The organism is Cuspidothrix issatschenkoi CHARLIE-1, assembly GCF_002934005.1.
Lineage (GTDB): Bacteria > Cyanobacteriota > Cyanobacteriia > Cyanobacteriales > Nostocaceae > Cuspidothrix > Cuspidothrix issatschenkoi.
Window position 1 is genome coordinate 17,665 of record NZ_PGEM01000006.1, and the last position, 16,817, is coordinate 34,481.

General features: G+C 35.8%; 13 protein-coding genes. 2 read left to right on the forward strand and 11 right to left on the reverse strand.

Annotated features, from left to right (window positions below; all coding sequences use genetic code 11):
* Window positions 1-24: 24 nt before the first annotated feature.
* Together CUN59_RS00980 and CUN59_RS00985 are read right to left on the reverse strand one after the other, a co-directional pair.
* On the reverse strand, window positions 25-1,341 hold the full coding sequence (locus CUN59_RS00980; RefSeq protein WP_104386084.1) for an O-antigen ligase family protein: 1,317 nt from the start codon (window positions 1,339-1,341) through the stop codon (window positions 25-27).
* Complete coding sequence (locus CUN59_RS00985) at window positions 1,323-2,165, reverse strand: YaaW family protein (protein ID WP_104386085.1); 843 nt, start codon at window positions 2,163-2,165, stop codon at window positions 1,323-1,325. Before CUN59_RS00985 ends, CUN59_RS00980 begins: the two co-directional genes overlap by 19 nt.
* 581 nt (window positions 2,166-2,746) lie before the next feature.
* On the opposite strand from CUN59_RS00985, the gene CUN59_RS00990 reads away from it, so the two are divergent.
* Entirely contained in the window at window positions 2,747-3,121 is a 375-nt protein-coding gene (locus CUN59_RS00990; RefSeq protein ID WP_104386086.1) for a hypothetical protein, read from the forward strand.
* 164 nt (window positions 3,122-3,285) lie between these two features.
* On the opposite strand, the gene CUN59_RS00995 is transcribed toward CUN59_RS00990, so the two are convergent.
* On the reverse strand, window positions 3,286-6,864 hold the full coding sequence (locus CUN59_RS00995) for a hydantoinase B/oxoprolinase family protein (protein ID WP_104386087.1): 3,579 nt from the start codon (window positions 6,862-6,864) through the stop codon (window positions 3,286-3,288).
* Between the two features lie 354 nt (window positions 6,865-7,218).
* Between CUN59_RS00995 and CUN59_RS01000 the strand changes: the two genes are divergently transcribed.
* Window positions 7,219-8,112, forward strand: coding sequence for a bestrophin family protein (locus CUN59_RS01000; protein ID WP_104386132.1), 894 nt, complete (start codon window positions 7,219-7,221; stop codon window positions 8,110-8,112).
* Window positions 8,113-8,336: 224 nt separating this feature from the next.
* On the opposite strand, the gene CUN59_RS01005 is transcribed toward CUN59_RS01000, so the two are convergent.
* The 8 genes from CUN59_RS01005 to CUN59_RS01040 form a co-directional block, all read right to left on the reverse strand.
* Window positions 8,337-9,263 carry an alpha/beta fold hydrolase gene (locus CUN59_RS01005; RefSeq protein WP_104386088.1) on the reverse strand — a complete coding sequence of 309 codons (927 nt, stop codon included), beginning with the start codon at window positions 9,261-9,263 and terminating at the stop codon, window positions 8,337-8,339.
* A 21-nt stretch (window positions 9,264-9,284) separates the two neighbouring features.
* On the reverse strand, window positions 9,285-10,109 hold the full coding sequence (locus tag CUN59_RS01010; RefSeq protein WP_104386089.1) for an SDR family oxidoreductase: 825 nt from the start codon (window positions 10,107-10,109) through the stop codon (window positions 9,285-9,287).
* Between the two features lie 383 nt (window positions 10,110-10,492).
* A complete protein-coding gene (locus tag CUN59_RS01015) occupies window positions 10,493-11,164 on the reverse strand; it encodes a pentapeptide repeat-containing protein (protein ID WP_104386090.1) in 672 nt (223 codons plus the stop codon).
* A 98-nt stretch (window positions 11,165-11,262) separates the two neighbouring features.
* On the reverse strand, window positions 11,263-11,754 hold the full coding sequence (locus tag CUN59_RS01020; RefSeq protein ID WP_104386091.1) for a hypothetical protein: 492 nt from the start codon (window positions 11,752-11,754) through the stop codon (window positions 11,263-11,265).
* 721 nt (window positions 11,755-12,475) lie between these two features.
* The gene (locus CUN59_RS01025; RefSeq protein WP_104386092.1) at window positions 12,476-12,781 is read right to left on the reverse strand and encodes a hypothetical protein; all 306 of its coding nucleotides are present in this window, start codon (window positions 12,779-12,781) and stop codon (window positions 12,476-12,478) included.
* A 291-nt stretch (window positions 12,782-13,072) separates the two neighbouring features.
* On the reverse strand, window positions 13,073-13,480 hold the full coding sequence (locus CUN59_RS01030) for a hypothetical protein (protein WP_104386093.1): 408 nt from the start codon (window positions 13,478-13,480) through the stop codon (window positions 13,073-13,075).
* Window positions 13,481-13,517: 37 nt separating this feature from the next.
* Complete coding sequence (locus tag CUN59_RS01035) at window positions 13,518-13,778, reverse strand: MoaD/ThiS family protein (RefSeq protein WP_104386094.1); 261 nt, start codon at window positions 13,776-13,778, stop codon at window positions 13,518-13,520.
* Window positions 13,779-13,799: 21 nt separating this feature from the next.
* The gene (locus CUN59_RS01040) at window positions 13,800-16,454 is read right to left on the reverse strand and encodes an ABC transporter substrate-binding protein (protein WP_165790133.1); all 2,655 of its coding nucleotides are present in this window, start codon (window positions 16,452-16,454) and stop codon (window positions 13,800-13,802) included.
* Window positions 16,455-16,817: the final 363 nt, after the last annotated feature.

Below are 16,817 nucleotides of genomic sequence, written 5' to 3' on the forward strand. Positions count from 1 at the left end.
TTAAGTGAGTTACAAAGCTCCCCATTACGAAAACGGACTCCTGCCTTCCTTAACAGATAATTGATATTGATACATAACTCCACATAATGCAGCAACAAAAACCCAAGAAAGAGTATTTAACCGAATATCAAAAGTAGTGATATCAACAGTATTAAATAATATCCAGCCGATAAAAGTAATGATATAACTGAAGAAAACGAGCCGATTTTCTGGTTCGATAGATTTAGATTTCCATAGAACTTGACTAGCTGTAATTAATATCCAAATTAGTAACCCAAAAAATAGCAAAGTAGTAATTAAACCAGTTTCCGCAGATAGCATTAAAAATAGATTATGGGGATGGTTGACATCAATGTGCATTTGGGCTTTATAAAGCCCACCAAAACTACGTAAACCTGAACCAGTTAGAGGATGTTGTTGTGTCAAATTCCAGGCAAATTGCCATTGTGTTTTTCGCATTAATGCCACTGGCCTATCAGGAAACATATCATCATTTAACCGCGCCCAAATTCCGTAGGGAAAGAAGATACGGAAAAATTGGGCAATAGGTGAAGGGGCAAAAGCTGCTAAAAAAAAACAACTGGTAATGCTGACAACACCAGCCACAATTAATCGCCAACCTTGATATAAGGCATAAGCTAAACAGGTGAAAATAGTAATTCCCCAGCCATTTCGAGAATTAGTTAAAATTAAGGCAATAAAGTTAGCAAATACCGTAATTGTTAAGAAGATGATCAGAGGATTTTTTTGTTTGAGTTGATGATAGTTTTCTACCCATAAACCTAAACCGAAAATAAAAATGGTGACTAAATATGCAGCTAAAGTGTTAGGGTGCATGAAATTAGCACTCATGCGTCCTAAAAATGTTTTCTCCGGTTCAACTAAACAATCTAAAACAATCCATAAAAAATTAAATTGGAAATTCCAACCCAGATATAATTGCCCAAAACCGATGATTAAAACAGGTACAGAACCAAACACCATTATCCAAGCAATTTGTCTTAATTGGGCGGGTGTTTGAATTAGGGGAGTGAGTCCAGTAAAAAAGAAAAAGAAGGGTAATAAATTGAATAAACCTAAAAAAGCATCTAATTTTTGAGGGGCAAAGGCGGTAGTAATGAGTAGTAAAATACTCAAAATAGCAAACCCCTTGTGAATTGGCCTATCTCTAATAATTCGGTATTGTTTACCCCAAGTGAGAAAGGATGCCACAACTATAGACATCCCACCCAAAAATGGACTTATGGGGAAAGATAATAGTCCAAATTGCAGCCAATTCCAAGGGGTTTGTAAGCGATAATTTGGATGATAAAAGGTTTTTTTCAAGCTAGTTCCCAACATTCTGTACGGGTAAGACGAATTTGCGCGAGGGTGAAGACAGTAGGAATAATTCTGCCATAATTTGTGGCGATCGCTCTCCAACCTAAATCAGCAAAAAACCAAGCCCACATCACCGGACCCATAAAAGCAAAAACGCTGCGAACAGCACCATAACGGGCTGCACTTATAGTCATTCCTCGACGGGACATTTGTAAAGCGACATAGTTTTTAAACTGTTTAGTTGCTAATCCTGTACCTGTAATTGCTGCTTCTTTAGCAACTTGATAGGTAGCAAAATGGATTGCAAATTGACGGGCAATTTGTTGGAGAACAAAAGGTTGAATTACAGAAGTTACAGCCAAGGCACTACCACCTTTAAATATTAATCCTAAAGGATCACGTTGCAATGATAATGGTAATGGTTGTTTAAGTTTTGATTCTACTAACTGACGTTGAACATCAATAGTTAATTGGTGCTTTTCCTCTTGGGGTAGCTGTTTCCAGACCTTTCCTAGCAAATGCAAAAAAACTTCTGCTTCTAAATCAATTGTAGTTAAATCTTGATAATCAGGAATTTTCAAATATTTGCATACTTGAATCAGGGCTTGTCGGTAAGTGACTTGATCAGTACGTCCCCGTAATACTGTTATACCATCAGCCGCTAAAAACCGAAAGCGACCTTCTATGGCATCTAACCAAGCTTGACGGTCTTGGCTTTGTACCGCCATGGGTTCGGGTGTGTGAACATAATCTAAGGGGTTAAACTTGCGACTAAACAGAATTGCGGTCAAGTTCTGTAGTTCTTCTTCGGTGGCTAATTCCAATACCGCCCTGAGTTCTTCCAATTTCCCTTCCTCTCTTCCGTACAGCTTATTTGTAACCTATTCTACTATCTTGTCAATCAAAAATTTTACCTTCATCACGGGCTGGAGAGTATAGGAACAAGATTTCTCAGGTTTTACCCATTGTCAAGGATTATTTCATAATTAAACAATCTCAAAACACATCAGGATTTATACAAGTAATGTAAGGTACATAATGAGTTATTAACTAACTGTAATTTTAACTATTATTAAAATTTATAATAGTTATCTAAAAATGATCCCTAATGGTTAATACTGCGTTTTGTGTAGTTTTTTAGTAAATCAATAGTAATTTGCCATAATTACTATTGCAGGTGTCAAACCATCATTTTCGGTAAAAAATTGGTTAATACTTAATTTACTTTTTAAATAAAAGGTATAAGTATTACTCAGTTTAATCGAAATGTTAATGATGGACTAGTACCATAGGTTAGAATTTGCAATGGCTTAAGGACGGAAATACAAAATATATTCACAAAGCCTTTGCTGTCAATTGAAAACAATAGCAGTAAAAACTTTGTTGTCCAAATTTCTTTATTTACATCCAACAGGAAATACAAATTATGCAAACAGTAGTTAAACTCACAGAACAATCTGTTATCGGGGAAATTAATAATGTTTTAGATACATATCCATATCAACCTTACCAACAAGCTTTTGCAATTCCTGATTTACGTCAAGAGTTAATTTCCTTTGTAATTCATCGTCTTCCCGGCTTTTATAGCGACATTTCTGATTATTTAATCATAAATAATGATGACAAAATTAACTCTTTTCCTCACAAATTACCCCGTCATGCTTTGGAACAACAACTACACTTACAAAAGCTAATCCATCAAGGTATTTCTTCAATTATAAGAGATAAATCGGATGTAATTAGTAATTACCTTTGTGCAACAGTTGAACCCAATTGTCAAACCTCTCATTGGTTTGGCTAAAGTCTCAAACGCAAATGTAATATTAATTTACAAAAAGAGACTTTACTTAGTATTTGCTTTTTTAGTGCGATGTGCTTGAACTTTCGTATATTCCAGGGTTTTCATATTTACAAGGAAACTACACCATCGCACTTATTTTATATTTCTTCTGCCTCCTGCCTTCTTCAACTCTCCCCATAACCACCTCCCCCAGGAGTTTCAATGACAAATATATCTTCAGGATTCATTTCTATCACCCCTTTACTTCCCAATTCTTCCACAGTTCCATTATTTCTTTCCACATAATTTTTACCTACCATACCTGCTTCACCACCTGATAAACCAAAAGGTGGAATAACGCGATGATTTGCTAAAATTCCGGCTGTCATATTTTCCAAAAACCGTAACCGACGAATTACACCATTTCCACCATGAAATTTACCTTTTCCTCCGCTATGTTCACGAATGGCGAAATTTTCTAAAATCACCGGAAAACGCCATTCTAAAACTTCAGGATCTGTTAATCTAGAATTAGTCATGTGGGTGTGAACTGCGTCTGTACCATCAAAATCTGCACCTGCACCAGAACCACCGCAAATAGTTTCATAATATTGATATTTTTCATTCCCAAAAGTGAAATTATTCATCGTTCCTTGGGAAGCAGCTAATACACTCAAAGCACCATATAAAGCATCAGTAATTGCTTGGGAAGTTTCTACATTTCCGGCAACGACAGCAGCAGGATAACAAGGGTTTAACATACAACCTTCAGGGATAATAACTTCTAAAGGTTTCATACATCCTGCATTTAAAGGAATATCATCATTTACCAAAGTCCGAAAAACATATAAAACTGCTGCTTTACATACTGCCGATGGGGCATTAAAGTTATTATTTAATTGTGGTGAAGTCCCAGTAAAGTCTATTTTGGCATTTCTGAGTTTTTTATCAATAGTAATTTTTACTTTAATCATACTTCCGTCATCCAAAGCATAACTAAAACTACCATCTTTTAAAACTTCAATTACTCGACGTACTGATAATTCAGCATTATCTTGCACAAAACCCATATAAGCTTGAACAGTTTCTAAACTGTAGTGTTCTACCATTTTTAGTAATTCTTTAACCCCCAATTCATTCGCAGCAATTTGGGCTTTTAAATCAGCGATATTTTGGGTAATATTCCTCGCTGGGTAAGGTTCACTGCTAAGGATATTAATTAATTCCTGTTCACAGAAAATACCAGCTTTAACTAATTGAAAATTATCTAATAAAATTCCTTCTTCTGTGATACTTGTACTATGAGGTGGCATTGAACCGGGAGTTATTCCCCCAATATCGGCATGATGCCCCCGTGAGGCCACATAAAAAATAGGAAGTTGGGAATTAAGAAATACCGGAGTAATAACTGTAATATCAGGAAGGTGAGTCCCCCCATTGTAGGGATTATTAGCAGCGAAAACATCACCAAGTTGAATATTATTTTGATGAGTAGAAATTAAAGCCTGGACACTTTCACTCATCGAACCTAAATGTACAGGAATATGGGGGGCATTGGCTACCAATTGTCCATGATGATCGAAAATTGCACAGGAAAAATCTAGCCTTTCTTTAATATTGACAGAAGAACTGGTATTTTGTAATGTTATCCCCATTTGTTCAGCGATCGCTCGAAACAAATTATTAAAAATTTCCAACATCACAGCATCTTTGCGATTTTGGATTTGAGATTTTGGATTTTGGATTACAGTACGATTTAATATCAAATTCTGAAGATTAGTTAATTCCGCTTGCCAGTGGGGTTCAATGATATTTGTACCCGTTGCTTCTACAATAATTGCCGGACCAGAAATACAGTCTCCCGGTTGTAAATTCTCCCGACGGTAAACCGGAGTATCCCACCATTTCCCCGCCATATACATCTGCACAGTAGTCTCAGCAACAGGTAAATTATTATTTATACGTGAAACTACTGTTTCAGAATGGGTATGATGATGTAATACCAACTCTACTGTTGCCGCTTCCACAATTAACCGCTTTTCGGTTGCAATAAAGCCATAACGCAGACGATGTAACTCTGCAAACTGATTTTGCATTGTGGGCAAATCGGCAAAATCTACTACTAAAGGTGCATCTGTTCCTTCATATCTTAAAAGCAGTTTTTGATACAAGTTTATCTGAGGGTGATTAGCATCTTGGCGGTTTAATTCCTGTTTTCCCTGTGCTGCTAATTCTGTAAATACCGCTTGTAAATCTGACAACAATTCCAATTCTAAAACCGCTTCAATTGCCTTCTCTTTTAACACCCTTACATCTGCTAAACCCATACCATAGGCAGATAAAACACCAGAATAGGGATGAATAAACACCTGTTTTATTCCCAAAGCATCGGCAATTAAACAAGCGTGTTGGCCACCCGCACCGCCAAAACAGCATAAAGTATACTCAGATACATCATAACCACGTTGGAGAGAGATTTTTTTAATGGCATTGGCCATTTTATCTACAGCTATGGATAGAAAACCGGTTGCCACTTCTTCCGCTGTACGATTATCACCTATTTCTGCTAAAAATTCCGTAAATTTTCGCTTGACAATTTCTATGTTTAGAGATTCGTTAGCATTGACACCAAATACCTGGGGGAAAAAAGCCGGTTGCAACTTACCCACCATGACATTACAATCTGTCACCGTTAGTGGTCCACCTTTGGAGTAGGCAGCAGGACCCGGATTTGCACCGGCTGATTCTGGTCCGACACGATAGCGAGAACCATCATAATGTAAAATTGATCCACCACCAGCAGCTACGGTATGAATAGCCATCATTGGATTTCGCAACCTCACCCCAGCAACTTCGCTTTCTAACGTGCGTTCATATTCACCATTATAATGAGCCACATCCGTAGATGTACCACCCATATCAAAACTAATAATTTTCTTAAATCCTGCTATCAGGCTAGTTTGCACAGCCCCAACAATTCCTCCCGCCGGACCAGATAGAATACTATCTTTACCTTGAAATGTTTCCGCATCAGTCAATCCGCCGTGGGATTGCATAAATTGGAGGGTGACGTTTTTTCCTAACTGACTCGCCACCTGATTTACATATCTTCGTAAAATCGGCGATAAATAAGCATCAACTACAGTGGTATCACCCCGACTGACTAATTTCATCAATGGGGTGACTTCGTGAGATACGGAAACTTGAGTAAAACCAATGTTTTTGGCTAATTCAGCAACCTGTTTTTCATGGTTAGTGTAGCGATAACCGTGCATAAATACAATGGCACAGGCACGAATACCTTGATTATAGGTTGATTGCAGTTGGGGACGCAGGATATCTAAATTTAAATTTACTAATATCTCACCTTGGGCGTTATAACGTTCTTCTACTTCAATTACTTGCTCATACAACATTTCTGGTAATATAATCTGGCGAGCAAAAATGTCAGGACGGTTCTGATATCCAATTCTTAAAGCATCTCGAAAGCCTTTGGTGATAAGTAAAACAGTTCTATCCCCTTTTTTTTCCAGTAGGGCATTTGTAGCCACTGTTGTTCCCATTTTGACAACACCAATTTTTTCTGAGGGAATAGCTTCATCTTCAGCAATCCCTAATATTTCTCGAATTCCCTGAATTGCTGCATCGGTGTAACGTTCGGGATTTTCGGATAATAGCTTGTGAATTTGTAACTTACCATCCGGGCATTTGGCGACAATATCAGTAAATGTACCACCCCTATCAATCCAAAATTCCCAAGTCATTGTAGATTACACCTCTTGCAGCATTTATAAAAACATTTAATTAGATATTGGCAAATGTAGCGATCTTCTGTATATGTTATGGTGAGAATTCAGGAGTATGGCTAACACCACGCTGCGCTATCAGAATGAAGAACATTTTTCTTTTATCTTCCCTGTTGACTGTTACCTGAATTCTTACCGACATTCTTCTGAGGAAGATTGTGCAATATTCATAAACCGTACTTTGTCTAACTATCAAATCTTGAAATGTCCATGCTGGCTGTCTCATCTCTTCTGACTCCTGACTCGGTGACTCCTGAATTCTTATATGTTATGTATATTTTATCTGATACTTGGATATATTCAAAGGATTTTATGGCAGAAGAAAAACCCCAATGGTTTCAAATCGCCTTACAAATTAAAGGTTCAGTCATTGGTGCTATTTACAAACAGGTGCTTTTATGTGGTGCTTTTGGAATATTAATCTCTATACTTTATCATTTTCATATTCCAGTTTCCCAGCCAATTTTAGGTAGTGTTATTCCTAGTATCGTTTTAGGTTTATTATTAGTATTGCGGACTAATACAGCCTATGAACGCTTTTGGGAAGGACGAAAATGCTGGGGAATAATGGTGAATACTATCCGTAACTTAGCCCGACAAATTTGGGTATCTATTGAGGAAAAAGAACCAGAAGATAAAGATAATAAAATTACCGCTTTAAACTTACTTGTGGCTTTTGGTGTAGCGACAAAACTGCATTTACGAAGTGAACCTATTAATACAGAACTAGAAGCACTAATACCCGATCTTGACTATAACCAATTCAAAATTATGAATAATCCTCCTTTAGAAGTAGCTTTCTGGATTGGAGATTATTTACAACACCAATATAATCGTAGTTGCCTGAATAGTTATCAACTGGTATCTATGCAAAGATTATTGAATATCTTAGTAGATAATTTAGGTTCTTGTGAAAGAATTTTGAGAACACCCATGCCGTTAGCTTATGCTATTCACCTCAAACAATTATTATTACTATATTGCTTACTTCTACCATTTCAAATAGTAGAGGAACTTGGCTGGTGGACTGGGTTAATTTCTGCTTTAGTTAGCTTCACTTTGTTAGGTATTGAAGCCATTGGTTTAGAAATAGAAAATCCCTTTGGTTATGATGAAAACGACTTACCTTTAGATACAATTTGCACAACTATGAAACGGAATATTGATGATTTAACTAGCTTATCTCCTACGGTGCATAAATTATAATTATAGCAGAATTTAGGAGTAAGGAGGGGCGAGCGGTCGTTCGCCTGTACAGGAAAGTGTAAAACAGGCTTTGTTTATAAGTTTCAATTTAGGTTCATTTACCAGAACTTACGCAAAAAATTTCTCAAACTCTTATTTCTCCGTGTCCTCTGTGCCTCTGCGGTTAGTTTTTCCGTGACTTATGCGTAAGCCCTATTTAGATGATTTATGCAGTCTGACGTAAACTACAAATGTGGAATAGAAGCTATAAAGGGTGATATTGCTTCTACAAATTCCTGAGTGTATTCATAGGGCATAACATTTTTACCAATCATTTTTACTGCCTGACTTTGAGGTAAGCAATTGAGATAAAATGCTAATCTTTCATCTGGAAGTTCTTTTTTACTGTCTTTACTAATACCAAGGGCGGTTTCTCCTACAACTAATAATGTGGGATGGGTAATAGCAGCAATATCATTACTGTAATCTCTCTGCCAAAATCTCGCTAAAAAAGCAAATACAGCATAACGCCCATTCATATTTTGAGCATCTGCCATGAGGGTATTTAGCCATTCATCATCAACATTTTCACTAAGAGCAAACAATTTTTCTGATGAAAAAGAATACAAAAATTTCCGGGTGCGGGCATAGCGGAAAAAGACATTACCTATGGGAGATTTAAAAATACTCCAAAGTAGGTTTTGTTGCCATTTGGGGGCATTTTTGGTAATTACTGGACGAGATGTAGGATCAGAAAATACTATACCAGCTATTAATTCTTTTTCCAGTTTTACTAATTCAATGGCAACGGTTGATAAAGCACCTTGAACGATAATAATAGCTGGTTTTTTGACTACAGTTTGTAAAAAGTGTTGTAATTGTTTTGCCCAGTTAATTGGTGTATGGGCTAAAACCGGCATATCACTTTCACCACATCCTAATAAATCAGGATTGTAAATAGGATTTTGGATATCTTTGTTATACCATTCCTGACAAAATCTCCGCCAAAACTGCCGTGATAGTCCGACACCAATAGGATGAATTAATACTAAAGGAGTTCCTGTAGGTGCAGAATTGATCGGTTGATGAATTTCATAAGCACATTGGTAATTTTGCCAAGTATAATACTGGGTTGGAGATACTGCTGTATTGCTGATTGTAGACGATGACATAATGACAATTTTCAATAGGGACTAAAAAATGATGCGAGGATGAATTAATTGATACCCTGCATCTTTAAGTTTTTGATTGGATACCCAGGCATTATATGGGCGGGTACTTTTATTATTAGCATCCCAAATAACATTAGGTAAATTATTTTTTGTCATCACATTATCCAATAATTGTTTATGGGTTAGATGACTATCATCCACAAGATTATAAATACCTTCTAAACGATGCTCACGGGCAAATTCTATTGTGCCAACAATATCATCCAGGTGAATCCAATTTGTGATATCTTCGCCATTACCGGGACGAGTTGTACCTGCGGCTCGACCAAATATTTTTACTAGTTCTCTACCTGGTCCATAAATACCTCCTAAACGTAAAATACAAACGCGGGTATTATCATTATTTACGGATAGCAAGATATCCTCAGTTTTTCGCAAAAGTTGAGAATTGCGGTTAGCTGGTGCTGGGGGGCTTTCCTCATCTACCCAGACACCATTTCTATCTCCATAAATTGAATAGCTACTTGTATATATTACTTGATGAATATTGGGAAATTTGGGGAGAATAGAAACTAAGGTTTTGGCAGTTTCTAGATATGTTTCTTCATAGGAATTAGCATTTTTTGCCCCGACGCTTAATAAAACAACTTCTTGATTTTTTAAGACATTTTTCAAGTTTTCTATATCATTGCCAGGAGTAACAATTACTCTTTGTCCAACTGTTTCTAAAACAGGTATCCGTTCTGGATTTGTTGTAGTTACTGTCAGATGAAAATTACCTTTTGCGTGCCAATATTTGCTAACTGCATAACCCACATAACCACAGCCAATAATTGCAATGTTCATGATAATTTTTAACAAAAATAAATTAAACTATTTTGTAAGAATTTATGCCAATCAGATGTCAAGGGTGAGAACGTTTGATAAATCCAGAGATTTTGGATTTAACGCTTAAAAAGCTGACTGCTTAATGCTTACACTATAACAATGACTGATCAACTATCAATAATACCACCCCCTTCGGGTGAATGCTTCCGGCACGCTACGCGGTAAGGGAAGCCATGCCCGCAGGGCTTTACAACAGTCGCCTATGGTGGGAAACCCACCTACAGCGCTGGTTTACCGCCAGCGAGGAGGAGAATAAGAAGTTTTATAGGTCATGGTGTACGCAGTTGATCATGGCTACTTAGCCAAAATGAGAACCTGTTTTAAATCTAGGTTTTGCGATTTTAGGTATGAATTATACCATCAGGCATGATAGCTCCAGCTAAGTTAGCCCCAATTAATTTTACCAGTAGGCGATCGCCGGAACGAATACGCGCTCCTGTTAAATCAGCACCGCGTAAGTCAGCACCGCTAAGATCCGCACCAATCAAGTTTGTTGAGCGTAAATTAGCTTCTCTTAAATCTGCTAATAATAAATTAGCTCTAAATAAATTAGCTTCAGATAAATCTGCACCGCGCAAAATTACTTTGTGCATAAAAGTATCACTAAGATTAGACCCGCTTAAATTAGCATAGCTCAAATTTCTGCCTGATAAATCTCGATTACTCAAATTAGCTCGGCTAAAATCTTTACCACTTAAATCCGTACTTGCTGAAGAGTTTTGATGTCTATGTGACGGTGAAGAAGTATAGGTATATGATGAATAAGATGGCGATGATGGTGGAGAATAAGAGGAGGTTGGCTGTTTATCTCGTAAAGAACGTAATTTATCCCGCGCCTCATTAAATGACTTGAGTTTTTCCTGGGCTTTATTTTGCAAACGCAGGTTATCTTTAGGCAAGCGGTCTGGATGCCAAACAAATATTAAATCTTTATAAGCCTGATTGATGTCTTCGAGGGTGGCCCCTGGCTCTAAATCCAAGATTCTGTAGTATCGCTCCAGTTCGCTCGTCATGGTGTATTGGTATTATTAATATAATCTTTGAGAAAATGATGAGTTATATAGCCTTTGATTAAGTATAACGATTGATTGGTACTACTATCTATATTTTTTTACCTGATTAAGCTATGTCGCCAGCGAGTCATAGCTCGGACATAAGCCATAATTGGGATTTGGTAAACTTCAATCAAAATCCAGACAATTATTGCTAAATGCAATATAAAAGTTAACACAGTCCAAATAGATGGAATCCATGATAAGGGACTAGAGGGGTGAGGAGGAAAATAATATGCAGTAATGCCGATTAAACTGGTAGGGAAAATTATAAAAGCAATTGCAGCCAAACCATAACCCCACCCTAATTCCACGCCAACTAATTGAGATTCGCTCCACTTAAATCCATTCCATTGCCAAACTAATGCAGGTTCTCTGGAAGGCATTTTAATTTGCTGCAATTCTAAATTAATTGTAAAAATTTCATGGCAGAAATCACATGACATCGCTTCCATCATTGGCATTTGTGAAATTTTGCCAATGCGACACACTGGACATGGATAATCTTCTTGAAAGTTTAAAGATTTGGATAAAATTGAAGAGTTAGCCATAATTATATTACTACCACAAGGAAGAATTAAAGATTAAAAAAGCACATTTTTAAACACTGGTTAAAGCTGCTGTATATTAAGATATAGATGATCGTAAAAATGCTGATCATTTTTGTCCAATTAACTCAATTATAAATCATATAGAAATCATTAGCTGTGATAATTTGCACGATTTATTCACAAATTAATATCATCGCTGGTCAATATTCAAGTAAAAATTTATTCAGTGTTTAGAAATTGCCGCTATACAAACAGAAGCCAATTATGCGGGTTATTCTATAAAGTCCACGCAGAAGGAAAATCAATTTTTATAACAAACAAAAAACCCAGTTTATTACTCAAACTAGGCTGTTTAATAATTTACAACCCACATTCCGCAGATAAAATCCAATTCTGAATAATTATCACGAAAGATTCAGGGTTGTACAAACTTTACTCCAAAAATATTCTCAATAAATGAGATAAATTCCTAATAAACATTTTATAGTTCCTTTGAACTAAAATCCTGAAAACCCTTACCAAACAATGTTTTTGGAGATAATTATTTTTTTATTCTCCGCTTATGCGGAATGTGAGTTACAAATGAGGTTTGTTGCTAAAGATAACTTATTTTGACGTGTTTAGAAACGTTATATTCTATTTATAGCAGTGGACAATGAGGTTAGAACATTCTTAAAATCTCCAACTCAGTTTTGCCTTCTGCTATAATTTGATTTTGCTACTAATCTAGAAAACCCATCAAAATTTCGGAATCATCAAAAGTATTTGCTGCTATGGGACGATTGCCAAAAATAGAATAGTTTTCTGAAACTACCAAAGAGCTAGAACCAATGGGACGAATACCAGAGAGGTTAATACTATCAACTACTTGGAATGTGTTTGCACCTATGGGACGAATTCCCATGACGTTATAGGTATCAACTACCTGTAAAGTTCCTGTGGTAATAGGACGAGATCCAGCAACTATGATAGTTCCCTGAGAACTTTGTTCAGTATTGCCACTATTATCTTGATTATTTTCTGTCACTGTTATTTCTCCTTTGTATCTGATGACACTTTCTCAAACTGAGTATCTGTTTGTTAAGTGAATTTTACAATAGTTAAGGAAAGAAGTATTTTTTTCCCATATATCTAAGAGTCTACCCTGAAACCACCATACATCACAGGTTGAATCTGAAATTGATATATTTTTTGATAAAGTCAGATCCTTGATTATATCAGCTAATATACATTTATTTTAGTACACATAGATTACATCAAGGTATAAAATTATTTTACATTTTTATAAGATAACTACCCTAAAAGAAAAAGTCATTCATTAAAGAATCAAGTAACTATGCCATTTTGCTTGAGAATGTTGACTATTTTTCTCTGGTATTAATAACCGCCAACTTTTGCCTTCTTGCTGAATTTGTAGATAAACTTCAAAGGGTTTTTGGAGTTGTTTTAAACTGCGATTTGGTAGTTTAATACTAAAGTCATAATTTCCCTGGACGCGGTAAGCTGGTAATTTTTCAATGGTAAGCGGTTGTTGTTGAGTAATATATATCCTCTGAATATTAAATTTTTGAAAGTTTAAATCTAGTTGTTGGTTAAGTTGCTGTTGGGTTTGTTCTAGCTGGAGTGCGATCGCTTTTTGGACTAACTCAGGTGTAGGGAATAAAGCAATACTAGTACAAGCTGTGAGAAAAATTATGAAAATTGTTGTAAAAATTAACTTAATCATCTTTAATTTCTGGTGAATGTATTTGAATATGTCCTGCTTAACCACCACTAACAGGAGGAATTAACACCACTTCATCATGATTGTTTAAGATGGTTTGCGGTGAAACAAATTGTAAATTGATACCAAATCTAGTAAAATCGCGCCAGTTTTGGAGTTGAGGATGTTCATTAATTAGGCGATCGCACACCGCTTGTACAGGTGTACCATGGGGAAACTCCCACACTAACTCATTTACTCCATAAACTTCTTGATAAATCGCAAATAACTTTACAGTCACAGTAATTACAGCATCAGACATACAATTTTCTCATCATCTGATTTACTTATCGGGAATCATTGTAAATTTACCATCCTTAATTTGCACTAGTACAGCCTGACCCTCACGTTCTCTTTCTGGTGTAAACTGAAGTGGAGAACCTGATGTTTTCCCCATAGGAAGATTAACGTTTTTCAAGCTGTCTAATACTGTAGTTCTTGTCGAACTCCCAGATAGAGACTTAATAAAAGCCTGAGTAGCATCATAGCTAGTTGCAGTTGTCCAACTAATATCCCTTCCCCACTGTTTTTCTGCTCTTTGAGCAAAAGATTTAGCTTCTGGTTGATCTTTAAACCAAGGAACTGCAATTATTAAGCCCTCTACATTTTTACCACCTCTCTCTAAAGTTGTTCTTTTATAAAGACTATCTCCACCTAACATCTTTAATTCTGGTGTTTCCAGTTTTTGGGTCTTGAGTTGCTCATTTTTATTGGTAATCTCCTTAGCAATCTCAATAGCAATATCAGTAATTTGCGTATTTGGCAATAGTATAGCTGCTTGTGCTTTATTAATATCCACACTTTCAGCTACTTCTTTCTTTGCATCAAATGAACTAGCAGTTATATCAACATTACGAACTACCTTACCTCCTAGGTTCTCAAAATGACGGGTAAATACCTCTCTGATACTATTACTGTAAATACTCTCAGGATTTCTAAAAACAACTACTCTTTTCACTTTCAGGTTATTAAAAGCATATTCAGCCAGTGCTTTTCCCGCAGCTTTATCGGAATAAACAACTCTAAAAAAAACCGGATTTTGGAGTAAAAAAATGGAGGTGCTGGTAGGAGCTATAACTGCTAATCCGGCTTTTTCATACTCTGGTAATGCTGCCTTGGTAGCATCACTAGAATTATGTCCTATTACTCCTAATATTGAATCATCTTTAACGAGTTGTTGAGCTATTTGTTGAGATTGTATTGGATCGTCGTTATCATTAGCAATAACTATTTCTAGTAATCTACCTGTCAGGCCGTTGTTTCTATTAAATTGATCCTGTGCTTGAGCTACCCCACGTAATACCCCTTCAGCACTTCCTACAACCACCGCTAAGGTAAGAGGAGAACCTGCTTTACGCGCTAGAGCATTGTTATAATAAATTACTACTTCTGGGTCATTTCTGTTTGCTCCTATGGCTTTTTTAAATAAATCCGCTGCTTCTTGATAATTTTCTCTTTGGAAAGCCTGAATGCCTTGATCACGAAATGTATTAGTATTAGCAGGAAATAGGGTTCTTTCGCCTCTACTAATTCTACTATTATCTGCTACACAAAAAACTCCAAAGTCCAGTTTTTCACCTGCTGGACATGGGTTAGTAGGTTCAACTAATATAAAGTTGGTAGGTTTAACTAATATAATACTAGAAATAATTAATGATAAGGTAACTATTGCCGGCAAAATAATCAGCTTTGGATTTGGTGGAGTAACTACTGAAAATGCCTTTTGACGGTTACTTAATATATTTATATTTAATGACCTATTTTCTGATAATTTTGTTGGTGATTTGATTATTTCATATTTAACTTGATTTGCATCTTCAAAAAATGAAACATTATTTTTATCACTAACTGCTGTTAGATATAATTCTAGATTACTTTGATTTTTTTTTTGATCAAGGTTCAATTTATCCAATTCAAAATAAATTTCTTCTTTTAGTGGATGATGTTGTATAATCCAACGCCGCACTAATTCTATTTTAATTTTCTCTCCTGTTTCATCCAAAAAACCATTAGTTTTTAGAAGTTGTTCTGTTTCTATAATTAATTTATTATCTAGCTCATTTGTTAATCTTGCTATTATTGCTAAATAATTTTCTGAAGTCTCTTGAGATTCTGCAATTGCTGAAAAAACAATTTTTTCTGCAATAGAAAATCCATCCCAAAACCAAGCTAAACCAGCCCCTGCTAATTCAACTACCTTATTTATAATAGCTTCTACGTCTTCTCGATTAACTCTCCAATTATCATTGTCTCGCGCTTTACCAAAAATACTAAAACATATTGCCTGAATAAGATAAGGATGTCCTGCTGATAGATTAAAAATTTCTTTTATTGCATCTTCTTCATACTCAAGGATATTTTCGGCTGGTTTAATAATCAAATCTTTGGTACTGTTCTCATCTAATAGCCCAATTTCTATTGCAGGTACATCTTTAAAAATTTGTTTTGTTTTAGGATTATTTATTGATTTTTGTTCTATAAATAAAATGAAAAATAGTTTATTGTTAGTGCTGATTATTTTAGTAAGAGATTTATTAAAATGTCTTAATAATTCTGGATGATCATTATTTAATAATACGTCAAATTCATCAAGTAAAAATACTATATTTTTATTTTGTATTAATTGATACACCTGGGGCAAAAATTTATTTAAAAAAACTTGAGAATCAGATTCCAAGTCTGTAATTACAGGTAATTTTATATTCTCTTCATCTAAAAACAGGTCACTGACCACTTGTTGCGCTAAATGTGCTAAAATCTTGCTTAGTGGTTCTTGAGAGTAATAGTCTAAACTAAACCTAACAAAAACAAACTCGTTCAAATCCTGCAATTTTCGAGGGATATTTCTCAGGACAGATGACTTACCAATACGTCTTTGTCCATAGCATACGATGATTTGTTGCTGCTGTTGAAGATGAGTGGTAATAGAGGAAAACACATCCCCCCGTCCAAACAAAAGTTGTTGGTCAATAGGACGGCCAACAATATAAGGATTTCTTTGATGTTTGGGAAAAGTAATCATCCTTTCACAATACCTCTGAAAAACCACTATGATAACACATCTCAAGTATTAATTTCATCAGTTAAATTACTTAGAAGTTGTTTGAAAAGTTTTAAGTTGTGATTTTAGGCACTTACAGATACCCCCTAACCCCCCCCTTGCTAAGGCTACGGTCTACAGTCTAATCAGGTTGCCTAATAGGGTTTTAATGCCCCCTAACCCCCAATTCTGGGGGAATAAGAACTTCAAAGTCCCTCAAACTTGGGGGATCTAGGGGGATCTAAAAATATTTGATACATC

Coding starts and splice junctions, on each gene's coding strand:
- CUN59_RS00980 (WP_104386084.1), bottom strand. CDS start 1,341: ATGTTGGGAACTAGCTTGAAAAAAACCTTTTATCATCCAAATTATCGC.
- CUN59_RS00990 (WP_104386086.1), top strand. CDS start 2,747: ATGCAAACAGTAGTTAAACTCACAGAACAATCTGTTATCGGGGAAATT.
- CUN59_RS00995 (WP_104386087.1), bottom strand. CDS start 6,864: ATGACTTGGGAATTTTGGATTGATAGGGGTGGTACATTTACTGATATT.
- CUN59_RS01000 (WP_104386132.1), top strand. CDS start 7,219: ATGGCAGAAGAAAAACCCCAATGGTTTCAAATCGCCTTACAAATTAAA.
- CUN59_RS01005 (WP_104386088.1), bottom strand. CDS start 9,263: ATGTCATCGTCTACAATCAGCAATACAGCAGTATCTCCAACCCAGTAT.
- CUN59_RS01010 (WP_104386089.1), bottom strand. CDS start 10,109: ATGAACATTGCAATTATTGGCTGTGGTTATGTGGGTTATGCAGTTAGC.
- CUN59_RS01015 (WP_104386090.1), bottom strand. CDS start 11,164: ATGACGAGCGAACTGGAGCGATACTACAGAATCTTGGATTTAGAGCCA.
- CUN59_RS01020 (WP_104386091.1), bottom strand. CDS start 11,754: ATGGCTAACTCTTCAATTTTATCCAAATCTTTAAACTTTCAAGAAGAT.
- CUN59_RS01030 (WP_104386093.1), bottom strand. CDS start 13,480: ATGATTAAGTTAATTTTTACAACAATTTTCATAATTTTTCTCACAGCT.
- CUN59_RS01035 (WP_104386094.1), bottom strand. CDS start 13,778: ATGTCTGATGCTGTAATTACTGTGACTGTAAAGTTATTTGCGATTTAT.